Source organism: Novosphingobium sp. 9, assembly GCF_025340265.1.
Taxonomy (GTDB): Bacteria; Pseudomonadota; Alphaproteobacteria; order Sphingomonadales; family Sphingomonadaceae; genus Novosphingobium.
Genome location: NZ_CP022707.1, coordinates 1,365,874 through 1,380,818, shown reverse-complemented (window position 1 = coordinate 1,380,818; position 14,945 = coordinate 1,365,874). Strand labels below are relative to the sequence as shown.

Here is a 14,945-nt window from a genome sequence, read left to right as displayed (position 1 = left end):
ACCTGTCAGGCCTCTCTCCCACCTTCTCTGGCGGGAGAGAGGCCTTTTTCCGTTTTCTGCCGTTAGGACCACGCATGCGCTCCAAAACACTCGCCGCCGTCTCCTGCCTCTCGCTGCTGGCAGCCGTTCCCGCGCTGGCGGATTCGTCGAGCTACCAGACCCCGCACCTCGACATGCACGCAGGCGACGAGACGGTGACGCTGGACGGCGTGCAGTTCATCAACCACGGCCTCGTCGGTGTCGGGCGGCTCAGCGGTGACAGCCGCGACTTCGCGGGCGAGACGCTGGGCTCGTTCTCCTCGATGGCGGTGGACCGGGCCAGCTGGAAGCGCCTGCCCGATGGCAGCTATACCGGCACGATCACCACCCTGCCCGATCGCGGACCGAACGACGTAGGCAACGTCAAAGGCACGGTGAACTACCGCGACCGGCTGAACCGCTTCACGATCCGTTTCACGCCCTATACCGGCAGTGACGACCTGCCGCAGGCGACCGCCTCGCAAAGCCAGCTCATGCTCACCCCTGCGGGCGGGCTGTTCCTGCGCGACGCCAAGGGCACGCCGATGACGGGCATGGACCCGGCGCACAATGTCGTGATGCAGAACGGCATTCCCATGCCCATCGTCGCCCGCGGCGAGGCGGCGGGGCGCGTCAGCCTCGATCCCGAGGGCCTTGCCTATGCACCCGACGGCAGCTTCTACGTCTCCGACGAATATGCCGCCGCGATCTATCACTTCAGCGCGGCCGGGCACCTGACCGGGGTGATCCCCGCCGTCCCCGCGCTGATGCCGCGCACCGATGGCCGGATCGACTTCAACAGCGTGAAGGCGCCGGACACCGGGCGCCGCAACAATCAGGGCCTCGAAGCGCTGACGATCACGCCGGACGGGAAGCACCTCATCGCCATGCTCCAGTCCGCCACGGTGCAGGACAGCACGCCCAAGGAAAAGCAGACCCGCAACGTCACCCGCATGCTGGTCTACGATATCGGCAAGTCGGCCACTCCGCAAAAGCCGGTCGGGCATTACCTTGTCGAACTGCCGGTCTACAACGACGAGGGCGATGGCGGCGCGGCGAACAATACCGCCGCGCAGTCCGAGATGGTGGCGCTCAGCGATCACCAGTTCCTCGTCCTTGCGCGCGACGGCATCGGACGGGGCGCGACCGGCTCGCCCTCGAAGACGCCGGTGTTCAAGAGCGTGCTGGTGATCGACACCAGAGGCGCCTCCAACCTTGCCGGCACACAGTACGAGACCGGCACGAAGGCGGTCGCGCACGGCGGCCACGTCGTCTCGGGCCTCGTGCCGGTTCAGCAGGCAGAGCTGGTCAACCTGCTCAATCCCGTACAGCTGCGCCGCCTTGGCATGAACCTCGATACCCTGCCCTCGACGCCGACCACGCTGTCGGAAAAGCAGGAAGCGATGGGGCTGCTGCCGATGCTCGATCCCGCCACGCCGAACGACTACTTCCTGCTGATCGGCAACGACAACGATTTCGAGGCGAAGAACGGAATGGTCGACGGCATGGCCTTCGACGCCTCGCTGAAGGGCGATCACGGCAGCGGGGTGAATGACAACGTGGTGCTGGTCTACCGCCTGACGCTCCCGCCGCTTGCGCGCTAGGATAAGCGCCCGGACTTTGGGACCGGGCACAAAAAAGGGGGGGAGGAGCCGACTGGCCCCTCCCCCCTTTTCGTATCGGATCAGGATATCGATCAGAACTGGAAGTTGATCGAACCCGAGATGGTGCGCGGGGCGCCGAGGTAGGCATAGGTCGTCGTCGTGTTCGACACGCCGGCATCCGAGAAGGCGCCGTAGTAGAACTTGTTGAACAGGTTGGTGACGTTGAACTGCAGGTAGGTCTTGTCGCCCATGCCGGTGAAGCCCAGGTTCAGACGCGCGTCGAGATCGACCGTCGTGTAGCCCGGCACCTTGGCGGCGAAGATCTCGGTGGTGCCGCTGTACACAGCGCTGTTCAGGCTGTTGTAGTAGCGCGAACCGGTGCGCTTGGCCTGCACGCCCAGCGAGACCGGACCAAGGTTGCCTTCGACGCGGCCCCCGAAGGTGTAGCTCGGCACGCCGCCTTCCATATTACCCTTGGTGTCGGCGTAAGTGTCCGTGCCCGTCTGCACGTCTTCCTTGATCTTCGACCACAGGTACGAGCCGAAGACATAGGCCATCACGTGGCTGCTCGGCTTCACCGCCAGAGTGCCGTCGATGCCGTAGCGGTCGACGCGGCCCAGGTTGGTGTAGACCGACGTGTCCGAACCCGGATCGTAGGCGGTGGACAGACGGTTCTGGAAGATCGTGTACCAGCCATCGACCGAAGCCTGCAGGATACCCGTGGTGTAGCGCAGGCCGAGGTCGAAGTTGTTGGTCGTCTCCGGCGTGGGCGAATTGTAGTTGTCGTTGGTCCAGTACCCGTTGGTGTACAGGTTGTCCGAGCTCGGCACCTGCATGCCCTTCGAGTAGTTGGCGTTGAGCTGCAGCGCCTGGGTGATGTCGAAGGTGAAGCCGACGTTCGGAAGCACCTTGCTATAGGTGTATTCCTTGTGACCCGGCGCCACGTAGTCGGTACCCGCCGCCTCAAGCGCCGCAATGTAGGTCGCCTGATCGGCCGAGTCCGACGAGAAGCAGGTGACCGAACCGCTGACGTTGGTGGTCAGGCAGTTCTGCTGAAGGTTGCGGCGGAAGAACGGCACGCGCACACCCGCAACGAGGTGCAGGCGGTTGTCCACGAAGTCGCCCGAGTACTCGCCCGAGACCTGATGCAGGATCGAATAGGTCGTGCGGTCACGCTTTTCGAGCACATTGCCCGAAACGTCGGTCAGGGCGTTCGAACCGTTGCAGTAATAATCCGAGGCGAAGCCATTCGAATTCATCGTGCACAGTTCGCCGGTCTGGCGCACCTTGCCGCGGTCGTATGAATAGGCGACGCGGACATGCTGGTTCGTGCTGATGTCGTAGCGCAGCGACGCGATCACACCGATGCGGTTGGTCACCGTCTGGCTGGGCGCGGCCAGCAGAACCTGATCCTTTGTATCGCCATCGCCGTTCAGATCGACGCCATTGAAATAGGGCGTACCGCCGATGTAGCCGGCAATGTAGTTCGGATCAGTCGCCGTACCCGCGTTGTAGCCACCCTCCTGCGCCTTCACCGTACCGCCACCATTCGCAGTAGTATACGAATAGTAAGGATCGACCGTCAGGACCATCTTGTCGTTCAGCGTGAACTTCGAGTTCATGCGGATGTTGGCGGTCTTCGAAGGATTCCAGCGATATTCCCATGCGGTGCCGCAAGTCGTTGCGGTATCCGTCTCGCCATCGACACCCGCTGCCGCCGTGCAGCGCGGAACCGTGTAATCCCTGGCTTCCTTGGCGCTGGTGGGAAGGCCTACCGAAGCGGCGTTCGACAGCGCGAAGTCGGAAGTGAAGTTGTTGTGGTTGATGTCCAGGTGGCCGGCGAGCGAAATGAAGTCGCCGTTGTCGCCCAACGGCTGGTAGATCTTGCCGTTGAACTGCTCCTTGTTCATCTTGCCGACACCGCCGTAGACGGCATCGTAGGTATCCTTGGAGGCCGAGAACCAGGCGCGGGTGCCGGTGGCGTTCAGATCGCCGGTGTTGATCATGCCGAACAGGCGCAGCTTGTTGTAGCTGCCCATCGTGCCGACCATGCGAGCGCCGAACTCATGCGTGGGATCGACCGAGCGGTAGTTCACCGTCGAACCCGAAGCCGAGGCGGTCGGGCTGTCGACGTCGGTGGTGCCGAGGTTGACGTTGACCTGCTCGATCAGTTCCGGGTCCAGCTGCTCGCCCGAATAGAGCGCGTAGTTGCCGGTGTCGTTCAGCGGGATACCGTCGAAGGTCTGCGAAATGCGGCTGCCGTCGAAACCGCGGATCATCAGGTTGCCGCCCGACGAGCCGTAGCCGTCGTAGTTCTGGAAGCTGACGCCCGGAATCAGGTTGATGGTATCGTCGATCGACTGGCCCGGCGTGCCGCGCGCGATCACGGCCTGGGTCAGAACCTGCTTGGCCTTGGGCGAATCCGGGATCTGGATTCCGCCGATACCCTTGTCGGTCTTGCCGGTAACAACGATCGAGTTGTCGAAGTCGAGCGAACCGGTGGACTGGGCGAGCGCAGGGGTCGCGAGCATGGCGCAGGCCATGGCGACGCCCGCCGCGCCGGCGGCGAGAGTGCGTTTGTTCAGCATTGCAAAAACCTCAAAAAATCCGGCCGCCCGCAAGGTGCCCCGCGCGCTGGCCTTGTGCATTTTCTGACAGATCGTCCGTCCCGCCCGACCCGTTACCGGTATCGTGTCCCCGTTGCGGCAAGCTGGTTACGTCCCTCTGCTGCCCCCGCTTTACCCGTTCGATTGTGACAATTCGACGACTGAAAACTGCTCGGTTTTTTATTGCAATCGCACTTTTCATTTTGTTGCCGTAAAATTGCAGCCGACACCCGCCGCAATCCGGCCACTATCCTCGCGTGTTGCTTTGAAGCCGCAGGTGTGTCGCGAAATCATATGTCATATCAATTGCCGATATGTTGCTAATTTCTCTCGATCCGTCAGGCGTGACAAAGACGCCGATATCCAGACTTGCAGAGAATCGTGTCTGAAAAGATACATCGATGCCCCCGGACACCCGCTTTGACAGGACGTCCAAACAGGAAAGCAATCGGCAGGCGCACCCTCAAAGCCTGACCCGGAACCTAAACCGGGGCCTGCCCGAGCAGGCTGTCGGCGAAATCCAAGTCCGCCGGAATCTGGCCATCTAACATCAGCATCGCCAGACCATGAACCAGCGACCAGCTGCGGATCGCCTGCACATGCGCGTCGCGCCCCTGCTCCCTGCCCAGCGCCGCCGCATGGGCCTGCAACAGCAGCCCGGCCTCGCTGTCCTTGCGGTTCGGATCGCCGGGCTCGCCCAGCACGGGCGAGGCGAAGATCAGGCGGAACAGCGCCGGGTTCTCCAGCGCAAAGCGGATATAGACCCGGCCCGTCGCAGCAAAGCCTGCGGTTCCGCCGCCCGCCGCCACCGCTGCCACCTGCTGCTCTGCACCGAGCCGGGCGATCCCTTCGCGGGCCAGCGCGGTCATCAGCGCCTGCTTATCGGGGAAGTGCCGATAGACCGAGGTTGCGCTCACGCCCACAGCGCGGGCGACTTCGCGCAGCGACAGGGCATCTGCATCGCGGGTGGTCAGCAGGCGCATGCCTTCGGCCAGCAAAGCGCCGCGCAGATCGCCGTGATGATAAGGCCGCGTGCCTACGTCTTCAGCCATGTCGACCGCCATGTTTACACCGTTCACTTTCATGTTGACGCTGTTAGCATGGCACGTCATGATAACGGTGTAAACATTGGAGTCGCCCGATGCCCGCCGACATGACCGCCAATCGCTCGCCCCTGCCGAAGCTCGGCGCCTTTGCGCTGGACCTCGCCGTCAATATCGGCGCGCCGGTGGTGATCTATCACGGGGCGCTGCCGCATTGGGGGATGACCCGCGCGCTCGTTGCCTCGACGGTGCCGCCGCTGGTCTGGGGATCAGCGGCCTGATCCGCAACCGGCGCCTCGATGCCATCGCCGGCGTCTCGCTGGCGGGCATCGCCCTCGCCCTGATCGCGACGATGCTGGGCGGATCGCCCGCCTTCGTGGCGCTGCGCGACAAGGCGGTGACAGGCACCATCGGCTTTGCCTTTCTGATCTCGGCGCTGATCGGCAAGCCCCTGCTCTACCCCATCGCGCGGGCGACAATGGCACGCGAATCCGCCGAATCGCTGGCCCGGTTCGAGGCGATGCGCGGTTCGGACGAGTTGCACCGCACGGTCATGACGATGACCTGGGTCTGGGGCCTGGGCCTGGTCGGCGAGGTTACGCTGTCCGTGCTGCTCTATCGCCTGCTGCCGCTCGGCGCCTATCTCGGCGTCGGGCCGCTGGTCGGCTATGGCAGCATCGGTGCGCTGGCGCTGTGGACGCTGCTCTATCGCCGCCGCCGTCAGGGCATCGTGATGGCCCCGCTCGGAGAACAGCGCCCGGAATAGAGCGCTTTCCTACCGCGCCCATGTCTGCCAGAGGACAAGACATGACCTCGCGCTTTTTCTCCTCTCTTGTGCCTTACGGGTCGCCGGTGGCGGCCCTTTCGTTTGTGTCTTCTGAACCGTGTCAACTGTGTCAACTTCAGGGAGCGACACAGTGACACTCACGCTCGCCACCACCAATCCCGGTGAGCCGGAGATCTTCGCCTCATTGCAGGGCGAAGGCGCCTCGATGGGTCGCCCGAGCACGTTCGTGCGCCTCTCGCGCTGCAACCTCGCCTGCGAATGGTGCGACACCGCCTATACCTGGCACTTCGAGGGCGACAATCGCCCCCACCGCGACGGCGAGATTTATGAACGCCGCGCCAACCAGTTCGCCATGGACGAGGACGCGGTGGCGCAGGCCGTCGCCGATCTGCCGCCCGATCGCCTCGTGCTGACCGGCGGCGAACCGCTGCTGCAAGGCGCCGCGCTTGCCCGCATGGTCACGGCGCTGGGCGAAAAGCGGGCCGGGATGCATGTCGAGATCGAGACCAACGGCACTGTCGCGCCGCACCCCGCGCTCGATCCGCTGGTCCACCAGTTCAACGTCAGCCCCAAGCTGTCGCACAGCGGCAACCCGGCGGAACTCGCGCTGCTGCCCGAGCGGCTCGCGGCGTGGACCGCCGATCCGCGCGCGCTGTTCAAGTTCGTGGTGGCCAGCCCTGCGGACTTCGACGAAGTGCTCGCACTTCAGACGAAATACGCCATTCCGGGCGAGAAGATCTTCGTGATGCCCGAAGGCCGCAATGCCGCGATCCTGCGCGAACGCTCGAAATGGCTGGCCGACGCCTGCGTCGCGCACGCTCTGCGCTTCACCGACCGGCTGCACATCCACCTGTGGGGCGACACGCGCGGAACATGAGCGACACGTCGGGCCTTGTGGATGACGATTCCGTCGAGCGCCGCGCGGACGTGCCCGCAGGCGCGGCGCCGATGCAGGCCCCGCCCACCAATGCGCCGCAAGTGCGCAAGGGCGACCTGACGCAAGGCCCGATCCTCTCGACGCTGCTGGCCTTCTCGATCCCGATGCTGATCGGCAACGTGCTGCAAACGCTGAGCGGCTCGATCAACTCGATCTGGGTCGGGCGCCTGCTCGGCGAAGGCGCGCTGGCGGCCACCGCGAATGCCAACGTAGTGATGTTCATGCTGTTCGCCGCCGTGTTCGGCTTCGGCATGGCGACGACCGTGCGCGTCGGCCAGCATTTCGGTGGGCGCGATCTGGACGGCGCACGCGTGACCTTCGGCACCGGGATCGGCTTTTGCGTAATCGTCGCCGTCATCAGCTCCGCCATCGGCGCGTGGTTCTCCGCCGATCTGCTGACCGCGCTGGCCACGCCCGAGGCCAGCCGCGCCGATGCGCTGGCCTATTTGCGCGTCATCTTCATCACCCTGCCGTTCAGCACGCTCAGCCTCGTGCTGTCGATGGGCCTGCGCGGCGTGGGCGATTCGAAGACGCCGCTCTACACGATGATCATCACCGTCACGCTGGACGCCGTACTCAACCCGCTGCTGATCCGGGGGGCAGGACCGATCCCCGGCCTTGGCATCGCCGGTTCGGCCATCGCCACGGGCACCGCCAGCCTGATCGCCGCGATCTGGACCATCGCCATGGTCTATCGCCGCGACCTGCCGCTGCGCCTCAAGGGCCGTGAACTGGGCTATCTGATCCCGCGCGCTTCGGAGCTGCGCTTCCTTGTCACCAAGGGCCTGCCGATGGGCGCGCAGATGCTGCTGTTCAGTTCCGCAGGCCTGATCATGATCCGCCTCGTCAACCGCGAGGGGCTGGATACGACCGCCGCTTATGGCGCCTCGCTGCAACTGTGGAACTACCTGCAGATGCCTGCCTTCGCGGTCGGCTCGGCGGTCAGCGCGATGGTCGCGCAGTGCCTTGGCGCCGGGGTCTACGCGCGGATCGGCAAGGTGACGCGGGTGGGCATCCTCGCCAACCTGGCGATGTCGGCCGTTCTCGGTCTGCTGATCGTCCTGTGCGACCGCCCGCTGCTGGCGCTGTTCCTCGGCCACGGCAGCCCAGCCATCGCCATCGGGCGGCACATTCAGGTGATCTGCACCGTCTCGTTCGTTATCATGAGCGTGACGATGATCCTCTCGGGGACGATGCGCTCTTACGGCGCTGTCGTGGCGCCGATGGTGGTCATGGCCATCGCGCTGTTCCCGGCCCGCCTCGGCTTCTACGCCCTCGCCTATCCGCACCTTGGCGGTGAGGCGATCTGGTGGGCGTTCCCGGTGGGATCGGTCACTTCGGTCGGGCTGACGTGGCTCTACTACCGCTTCGGATCATGGCGGCGCCATGCCGATGTCGCGAAGATGGAAAGGTCCGGTGCCTAACGCGACTGTTTGAAAATTCGCGTGATGCGAATTTTTCGCGGCACCGGCCCTCTCCCCCCCCTGCCACCCGCAGGATACTACCGTTGGGAGGCAGGGGGGGGAGAGGGCCGGTGCCGCATCCTGAAAATGCCGTTCCAGCATTTTCAGACAACCACTTAACGCCCCTGCGCGCGCCAGCGCTGGACGGTGCGGCGCACGGCCTCTTCCTCGCCGCCGCTCTCGCGCCACGAGGCCGCGAACGAGGGATCGGCGGAGGCCGGGCGGCGATGCGCTTCCAGATCGTCGAAGGTCACGCGCATCGGGATCGAGACGCCCTCGCCGCAGATGATGCATTCGCGGTTGCGCAGCGCCGGGATCGAATCGAGGAAACCGCGCGCGCCTTCGGGCATTGCGGCGCGCACGAAGGCCTGATCGCGCTCGTTGTTGAGGCGCATGGCGATGATCGTGCCGCACTGCGAGAGCACGCCCTCGGCAAGGTCCGAAGGCCGCTGGGTGATGAGGCCGAGCGCGACGCCGTACTTGCGCCCTTCCTTGGCGATGCGCGAAAGAATGCGCCCGACCGAGGAACCATCGGCATTGCGCTCGTTGGGAACGTACCGGTGGGCTTCCTCGCAGACCAGCAGGATCGGCTGGGTCCGCTCCTCGCGCGCCCAGATCGCATAGTCGAAGACCAGTCGGCTCAGCACGGCGACCACGGTGGCGGTGATTTCGGACGGCACGCCGGACACGTCGATGATCGAGATCGGGCGGCTCATCGACGGCAGGCGGAACACGCGCGAGATGAACTCGGCCATGGTATCGCCCACCAGCATGCCGGAAAACAGGAACTGGTAGCGCGGATCGCCGCGCAATTCGTCCAGCCGGTTCTTGATCCGCAGGTACGGCGCGCTGTTGTGCCCCTTGTCGAGCTTGCCCATCTCGTTGTTGAGGATCGCCCCAAGGTCGGAGAGCAGATAGGGGATCGGCGAATCGACGCTGACCTTGCCGAACTGCTCGGCCAGCCGGTTCTTCGCCCGCGCCTCCTGAAGGCACTTGGCGAGGATCTCGGCATCGATCTGGCGCTGGTCCCCGCGAGAGGTCAGCAGCACTTCGCAGTGCTCCTCGAAGTTCATCAGCCAGTAGGGCATCTGCAGGTTCGAGACGTCGAGAATCTGCCCGTCGTTCCTGAACGCGGCCGCATATTCACCGTGCGGATCGACCATGATGACATGGCCCTGCGGCGCGCTGTCACAGATGCGGTGCAGGATCAGCGCGGCACTGGTCGACTTGCCGGTGCCGGTCGATCCCAGCAGCGCGAAGTGCTTGCCCAGCAGCGCATCGACGTTCAACGCAGCGCGAATATCGCGGGTGGGATAGACATTGCCGATCTGGATCGCCGCGTGATGCTCGCTGGCGTAAATCTGGCGAAGATCGGCGGTGGTGGCGGGATAGACCTCGGCGCCGGGCACCGGATACCAGGTCACACCGCGACGGAAGGCGTGCATCCGTCCGGTCAGACGCTCTTCCTCGCCCTCACCCAGAAAGTCGACTTCCGCGATGATCATGGCGTTGTCATTGGCATCGAGCGACTGGTTGCGCACGCTGGCCAGCAACCACCCGCCACCGACGCGAACCTTGATCTGGCTGCCGACTTGTCCTGCCAGCGCGACCGTGGGATCGAGCTCGCTCTGGCAACAGTGAATGGCGGCAAGGTCCAGCGCGACCCGGCTGCCTGCGCCGCCGATGCCCAGCACAATACCGATCGGCCCGAGTGCAGTCGCCACCGGTCGACGGACCGGGTCGCCCTGCGCTGCAGGCGCCTGTGAGGAAATGGCATCGCCAAGCATTTGATTCATGAAGTGACCGCGCCCTTGATCTTTATGACAGAGGGCTACGCACACACGGTTAAGATCGTCCTAATTCGGCGATCGGACAACGCCTGAATGCACTATCGCCGGGAGAACAGGCGACCGGCGATCCAGCCCATCGCCACCGACACCGCGACCGCCAGCAAGCCATAGAGGAAGCCGTCCTTCTGCGAGAAGTCAGCGATGACCCGCTCCATCCCCTGCTTGCGCACTTCCACGGTACTGCTGGCCGAGGCGACAACGACCCCATGCGCAATGGCGAACGTCTCGGCGGTATAGACACCTGTCGGCACGCGCGAAGGTAATCCGATGCGCGCCTGATAGAGCACGCCTTCGCTGACCTTCACCGCGCCTTCCTCCTCACGGTACAGGCCATTGCTGCGATTGAGTTCGACCAGCCCCTTGGCGAAGCGGACCTGCTCTTCCGGGTCGATTGCCCCGATCGGCGAGAGTTGCAGCCATTTCAGACCCAGTTCGTAGATCGCCGCCGTCTTGTCATCGACGATCTGGTCTATCGGGCGATTGGAAGCGACCGCATAGTAGGACGGGGCCGATCGCAGTTCGGTGCTGGCGGCATTGATCCAGATTCCGGCGACCTTCTGCTTCTCGCGCACGACGATGGAACTGGTCGGCCCTTTCAACACGACCACGATATCGTAATCCTGCGCCGCGCGCTGCCCGTCAGGCGAGAGGATCGCGCCAAACAGCAGCAGTTCCGTGCCGGTGAAGCCCTGCTGCAGATCAACTTCATGCTGCGAGATTTCCGGCACGAGAATGGGATCGCGCGCGCCGCCCAGAAGGACTACGGCAAACGCGGCAAGGGCAAGCTGGCAGGCGCCGCTGCGCCTCATAGCGGGGCCACGGTGTAGATATCGTCCGGTCGATACCCCAATCCCATCGCCATTCGTGCGGCCACCAGCAGCACGATCACGGCAAGGATCAGGCGCAGCTTCACCGGGCTTGCCTTCTGCGCGAACTGCGCGCCGAGTTGCGCGCCCGTCACCGAACCGAACAGCAAAAGCGAGGCCAGTACGATGTCCACCGCCTTGGTGGTCATCGCATGCATCATCGTGGTGGCAATGGTCACGAACAGGATCTGGAACAGCGAAGTGCCTACCACGACATTCGCGCTCATGCCCAGAATGTAGAGCATCGCCGGCACGAGGATGAACCCGCCGCCGATGCCCATCAGCATTGTCAGGATACCCGTTCCCATCCCCAGCAGGAGAGGCGCCAACGGCGAAATGTAGAGCCCCGAACGATAGAACCGCCAACGCAGCGGCAATGTCGCCACAATCGGGTGATGACGGCGCTTCTTCGCGGCGATCGGCACGCCGGTGCGTTCGGCCCGGATCGACTGGATGCTCTCGCGTCCCATAAGCGAACCGATCGACCCGAGCAGCAGCACATAGAGCAGGTTGATGACCGTATCGATCTGCCCCCATTGCTGCAGCAGGCGGAACAGCACCGCACCGATCCCGGTGCCGATGATCCCGCCGACCACCATCACCGCGCCCATGTGATAGTCCACATTGCCCCGGCGCGAATGCGCGAAGACGCCCGATACGCTTGCCCCCGTAACCTGACTGGCAGCAGAGGCGGCAGCGACCGTTGGCGGAATGCCGTAGAAGATCATCAATGGCGTCGTCAGGAATCCCCCGCCCACGCCGAACATCCCGGAGAGCAGCCCGGTAATCGCGCCCAGACCGACGATGATCAGCCCGTTGACGGAAAGATTGGCGATGGGAAGATAAACGTCCATGCACCTTCTTCGCTACCGCAGCGCGCAAGGCGAGGAAAGCGGCTTGAAGAGGTTTCCATCGGTTTGCCGCCGATCTTGTGCAACGGCTGGCATTTTTATCGCATCGTCATGTTTCGGCGGAGGATGCAAGCGTCTGATCAGAACCCTGCTGACAGCGTCAGTGCCGGCCCCGAGCCCGGCTGCGCATTACCCAGTGCCCTGACCCGCCAGTCGATTGCCGCGCGTCCGAACACGCGCCGCGTCAGCGGGAAGGAGATCGACATCGTTGGCCCCACGTCAAGGCGCGAAGCCCCCTGCTGTACGCCCCCCCAACTCCCGGCGCCGATGCGCGTCTCCAGCTTGCCCAGCGTCAGCAAACCATGATCGATCCGCACCTGTCCATCGGCAAACGGCGTGGCATAGCGTCCACCGACCCAACCGCCCTGCGCATAGACATCGCCTGCCAAACCATGTGGCAGCCGGAAACGCGGCAATTGTGTAACTGCGAGCACGGCGGGCTGATAGTGCCGTCCCGTTGTATCGTCGAGCATGCGCCCTTCGAGCGCGATCGTGACCGGCAGACGCTCCAGCGGCCGCAACGAAACGCCTGCCGCCACCGTAGCATAACGCCCCGCGCCCGTTGTCGAGTCGGTACGCAGGTAGAGCGCCGGTTGCAGACGATTGCGCGGCATCAGTCGAAAGCGCAGTACACTGCCGATCTGGTTCGCGCCGTAAGTCGCCGGAAGCAATCCATTGGCCAGCTGAAGATTGCCGTCGCGTCGCATGAACGCCCAGGCATCCATCGACCAGCGACGCGGCTTTGCTGCTTTCGGCGTGGCCCCAGATGGATCGCGACTTGCCTGCTCCGCGTCGTTCGGCGGCGCATCGAGTCCCAGCAACGACGGCATCGAAGGATAATCGCGCCGGACTGCGACAGCAGGCTCCACTTCGCGCACCGAGGCCAAAGAATGGCGTTCTTCGCGATACCTCGCCGGCGCGAACATCGCTGCGCTCGGCCCCCATTCTTCTACCGCAGGCATAGAGGAATACCCGCGTGTCAGAACACCCATCGGCGCTCCTGCAGAGGCGTCACTACATGTTCTGCAACGAGAGTCCGCATAATAATAACGGGGAGCACCTGCCGGAATTGGGATGAGGTTTGGTTGCACCAACAGCTCATCGCCAGCTTCTGAGAACGCCGCGCCGTCGCTTCCTGCCCGGTAGGATTGCGGGCCGCTGACCATGGTGTAGGCTACGCGCTCCGCTCCAGCAGACGCCGCGTTTTCCGGATGCCGCCCGGAAAGCACACTATCCGTCGTTGCCGAAGCGGAAATGCTCTCCCAGTTCATTGCACGCCCCCCGACCCAGCCGGACAGCAACGCCGCCATCACAAGGATCGGCTGCCCCTTGCGGCCCATCATGCAGCGACGCCCGGCACGAACGCCAGATGCGACTGCCGTGGATGCACATTCCACCTGGGAGGGCCCGTATCCACTGCAAGCGCCTGCACGGGATGACGATCATGGACGGTCTTGTCCCAGCGCACCGCTTGGCCATAAAGTGTGCGTGCATAGGCGAGCAAGGCACGACGCGCCGCGAGAATGGCGATGGCATTGCCCACCGGAATACGCGCTATCGCCATCATGCCCTCGCGCAGTCCATATTCGCGCGCGGTGAACCAGATACGAAACAGCCCGCGCCAAACCAGCGCCATCATGCAAGCCCAGAGTATTGTCTCGATGACCAGGGGCCGGGACGAAATGGCCGTCAGCCCCTGCGAGCGAGGATAGGCCAACAACGCTTCCACAATCACCAGCATGTAGCCGCAGGCGAAGACGAGAGCTGTCATCGGCCCCTTTCGATCACGCAACGCCATCCAGCGATCGACGATACTGCGATCCCAGCCGAGCCGCTCCCAGCTCTGGAACGCGATCCCATGGACCCAGCGCGCCTTCTGACGGATAGCGGCATCGAACGAGGCCGGGAAATAGGCTCGGGTGGCGACAAGCTGACCTGTCTCGTCCCGAATCCGCAGAAATCCTGCAGCTCCTCCCTCGCGCCCTACCAGCAGCCCAAGTTCATAGTCCTCGGTCAGGCAATCCGCCGCAAACGGCCCGCATTCGCCGTCGCGTAGCCTCCGCTCGGCAATCCGCGCGAGCATACGGCGAGAGAACCCGCATCCCACGCCCGCTGCGGGAATTCCCGCACCAACGGCATCGCGCACCGCCATCGCCTTACCGTGCGCTTCTGCAAATTCGTCGATATAATGCCCGGCCACCCAGCGTGAACCGACCTGCGGCTCGGGCCGGACCGGGAGTTGGACAAAATCCAGCCGGTCAAGCGCGGCATCGATCACTGCCAGTTCGGCCGGGTGTACCATATCTTCGGAATCATGCAGCAGCACAGCACGATAACGCATGCCTTGCGCCCGCTCATCCGCACAAAGCGCTACATAAAGACGGTTGAGGCAATCGGCCTTTGTGGTGGGGCCCGGTTGATCGTGAACCACGATTCGTATCCGTGCATCGCCCCCTGCACCGGCCATCGCCGCCATAATGGTGTCCGCATCGTTGGGATAACAGCCGATATAAAGGCGCATATTCGATTGGGCCCAGGCCAAGCGCGCATGCGCTATCGTGTGCCCGATGACCTGCGCTTCCTGCCAGGCAGCGATCAACACCGCAGCATGACCTTGCAGTTCCGCTTGCGCTTCACCTGCCCGCAGCGTGTGCTCAAAGGTACGACCGCGGACCTTGAGCCAAAGCCAGATTCCGTCCACCACCAGATCGTCGAAGGCACCAACCAGAACCCAGAACGCGGAAAACAACAGCAATTCGCGCTCGAGCGTCTGCAAGGCCGCCAGCGCCGCGCCAATGATGTTCGCTGTATCCAAGCCGCCCCCGACGATTCAGAACCCGCAATGCTGGTCCTTTGCCGA

Annotated in this window: 12 protein-coding genes; 5 read left to right on the top strand and 7 right to left on the bottom strand. The window is 64.0% G+C overall.

What is annotated here, in order from left to right:
- Positions 1-74: 74 nt before the first annotated feature.
- Positions 75-1,622, top strand: a complete 1,548-nt coding sequence (locus tag CI805_RS07035; protein ID WP_260927515.1) for an esterase-like activity of phytase family protein — start codon at positions 75-77, stop codon at positions 1,620-1,622.
- Between the two features lie 92 nt (positions 1,623-1,714).
- On the opposite strand, the gene CI805_RS07030 is transcribed toward CI805_RS07035, so the two are convergent.
- Positions 1,715-4,210, bottom strand: coding sequence for a TonB-dependent receptor (locus CI805_RS07030; RefSeq protein WP_260927513.1), 2,496 nt, complete (start codon positions 4,208-4,210; stop codon positions 1,715-1,717).
- Positions 4,211-4,710: 500 nt separating this feature from the next.
- Positions 4,711-5,280 (bottom strand): TetR/AcrR family transcriptional regulator, encoded by a 570-nt coding sequence (locus CI805_RS07025; RefSeq protein ID WP_260927511.1) that lies wholly within the window; start codon positions 5,278-5,280, stop codon positions 4,711-4,713.
- 89 nt (positions 5,281-5,369) lie between these two features.
- Here CI805_RS07025 and CI805_RS07020 point away from each other — a divergent pair, with 89 nt between their 5' ends.
- The 4 genes from CI805_RS07020 to CI805_RS07005 all read left to right on the top strand — a co-directional run bounded on the left by CI805_RS07020 (position 5,370) and on the right by CI805_RS07005 (position 8,419).
- Positions 5,370-5,552: a hypothetical protein gene (locus CI805_RS07020; protein WP_260927509.1), complete on the top strand. Its 183-nt coding sequence runs from the start codon at positions 5,370-5,372 to the stop codon at positions 5,550-5,552.
- Entirely contained in the window at positions 5,486-6,037 is a 552-nt protein-coding gene (locus tag CI805_RS07015) for a VC0807 family protein (protein ID WP_260927507.1), read from the top strand. Before CI805_RS07020 ends, CI805_RS07015 begins: the two co-directional genes overlap by 67 nt.
- Positions 6,038-6,188: 151 nt before the next feature.
- On the top strand, positions 6,189-6,935 hold the full coding sequence (locus CI805_RS07010; protein ID WP_260927504.1) for a 7-carboxy-7-deazaguanine synthase QueE: 747 nt from the start codon (positions 6,189-6,191) through the stop codon (positions 6,933-6,935).
- Positions 6,932-8,419: an MATE family efflux transporter gene (locus CI805_RS07005; protein WP_260927502.1), complete on the top strand. Its 1,488-nt coding sequence runs from the start codon at positions 6,932-6,934 to the stop codon at positions 8,417-8,419. The genes CI805_RS07010 and CI805_RS07005 overlap by 4 nt, the downstream gene beginning before the upstream one ends.
- 155 nt (positions 8,420-8,574) lie before the next feature.
- Here CI805_RS07005 and CI805_RS07000 read toward each other — a convergent pair whose 3' ends face one another.
- The 5 genes from CI805_RS07000 to CI805_RS06980 all read right to left on the bottom strand — a co-directional run bounded on the left by CI805_RS07000 (position 8,575) and on the right by CI805_RS06980 (position 14,900).
- Complete coding sequence (locus tag CI805_RS07000; RefSeq protein ID WP_260927500.1) at positions 8,575-10,254, bottom strand: ATP-binding protein; 1,680 nt, start codon at positions 10,252-10,254, stop codon at positions 8,575-8,577.
- A 92-nt stretch (positions 10,255-10,346) separates the two neighbouring features.
- Complete coding sequence (locus CI805_RS06995; RefSeq protein WP_260927498.1) at positions 10,347-11,117, bottom strand: TIGR02186 family protein; 771 nt, start codon at positions 11,115-11,117, stop codon at positions 10,347-10,349.
- Positions 11,114-12,028, bottom strand: coding sequence for a sulfite exporter TauE/SafE family protein (locus CI805_RS06990; protein WP_260927496.1), 915 nt, complete (start codon positions 12,026-12,028; stop codon positions 11,114-11,116). The genes CI805_RS06995 and CI805_RS06990 overlap by 4 nt, the downstream gene beginning before the upstream one ends.
- 137 nt (positions 12,029-12,165) lie before the next feature.
- The gene (locus CI805_RS06985) at positions 12,166-13,428 is read right to left on the bottom strand and encodes a hypothetical protein (RefSeq protein WP_260927493.1); all 1,263 of its coding nucleotides are present in this window, start codon (positions 13,426-13,428) and stop codon (positions 12,166-12,168) included.
- Entirely contained in the window at positions 13,425-14,900 is a 1,476-nt protein-coding gene (locus CI805_RS06980; RefSeq protein WP_260927491.1) for a glycosyl transferase family protein, read from the bottom strand. The genes CI805_RS06985 and CI805_RS06980 overlap by 4 nt, the downstream gene beginning before the upstream one ends.
- Positions 14,901-14,945: the final 45 nt, after the last annotated feature.

Excerpts from the sequence above, each read along its gene's own strand:
- CI805_RS07035 (WP_260927515.1), top strand. The coding sequence starts at position 75 with ATGCGCTCCAAAACACTCGCCGCCGTCTCCTGCCTCTCGCTGCTGGCA.
- CI805_RS07030 (WP_260927513.1), bottom strand. The coding sequence starts at position 4,210 with ATGCTGAACAAACGCACTCTCGCCGCCGGCGCGGCGGGCGTCGCCATG.
- CI805_RS07025 (WP_260927511.1), bottom strand. The coding sequence starts at position 5,280 with ATGGCTGAAGACGTAGGCACGCGGCCTTATCATCACGGCGATCTGCGC.
- CI805_RS07020 (WP_260927509.1), top strand. The coding sequence starts at position 5,370 with ATGCCCGCCGACATGACCGCCAATCGCTCGCCCCTGCCGAAGCTCGGC.
- CI805_RS07005 (WP_260927502.1), top strand. The coding sequence starts at position 6,932 with ATGAGCGACACGTCGGGCCTTGTGGATGACGATTCCGTCGAGCGCCGC.
- CI805_RS07000 (WP_260927500.1), bottom strand. The coding sequence starts at position 10,254 with ATGAATCAAATGCTTGGCGATGCCATTTCCTCACAGGCGCCTGCAGCG.
- CI805_RS06995 (WP_260927498.1), bottom strand. The coding sequence starts at position 11,117 with ATGAGGCGCAGCGGCGCCTGCCAGCTTGCCCTTGCCGCGTTTGCCGTA.
- CI805_RS06990 (WP_260927496.1), bottom strand. The coding sequence starts at position 12,028 with ATGGACGTTTATCTTCCCATCGCCAATCTTTCCGTCAACGGGCTGATC.
- CI805_RS06985 (WP_260927493.1), bottom strand. The coding sequence starts at position 13,428 with ATGATGGGCCGCAAGGGGCAGCCGATCCTTGTGATGGCGGCGTTGCTG.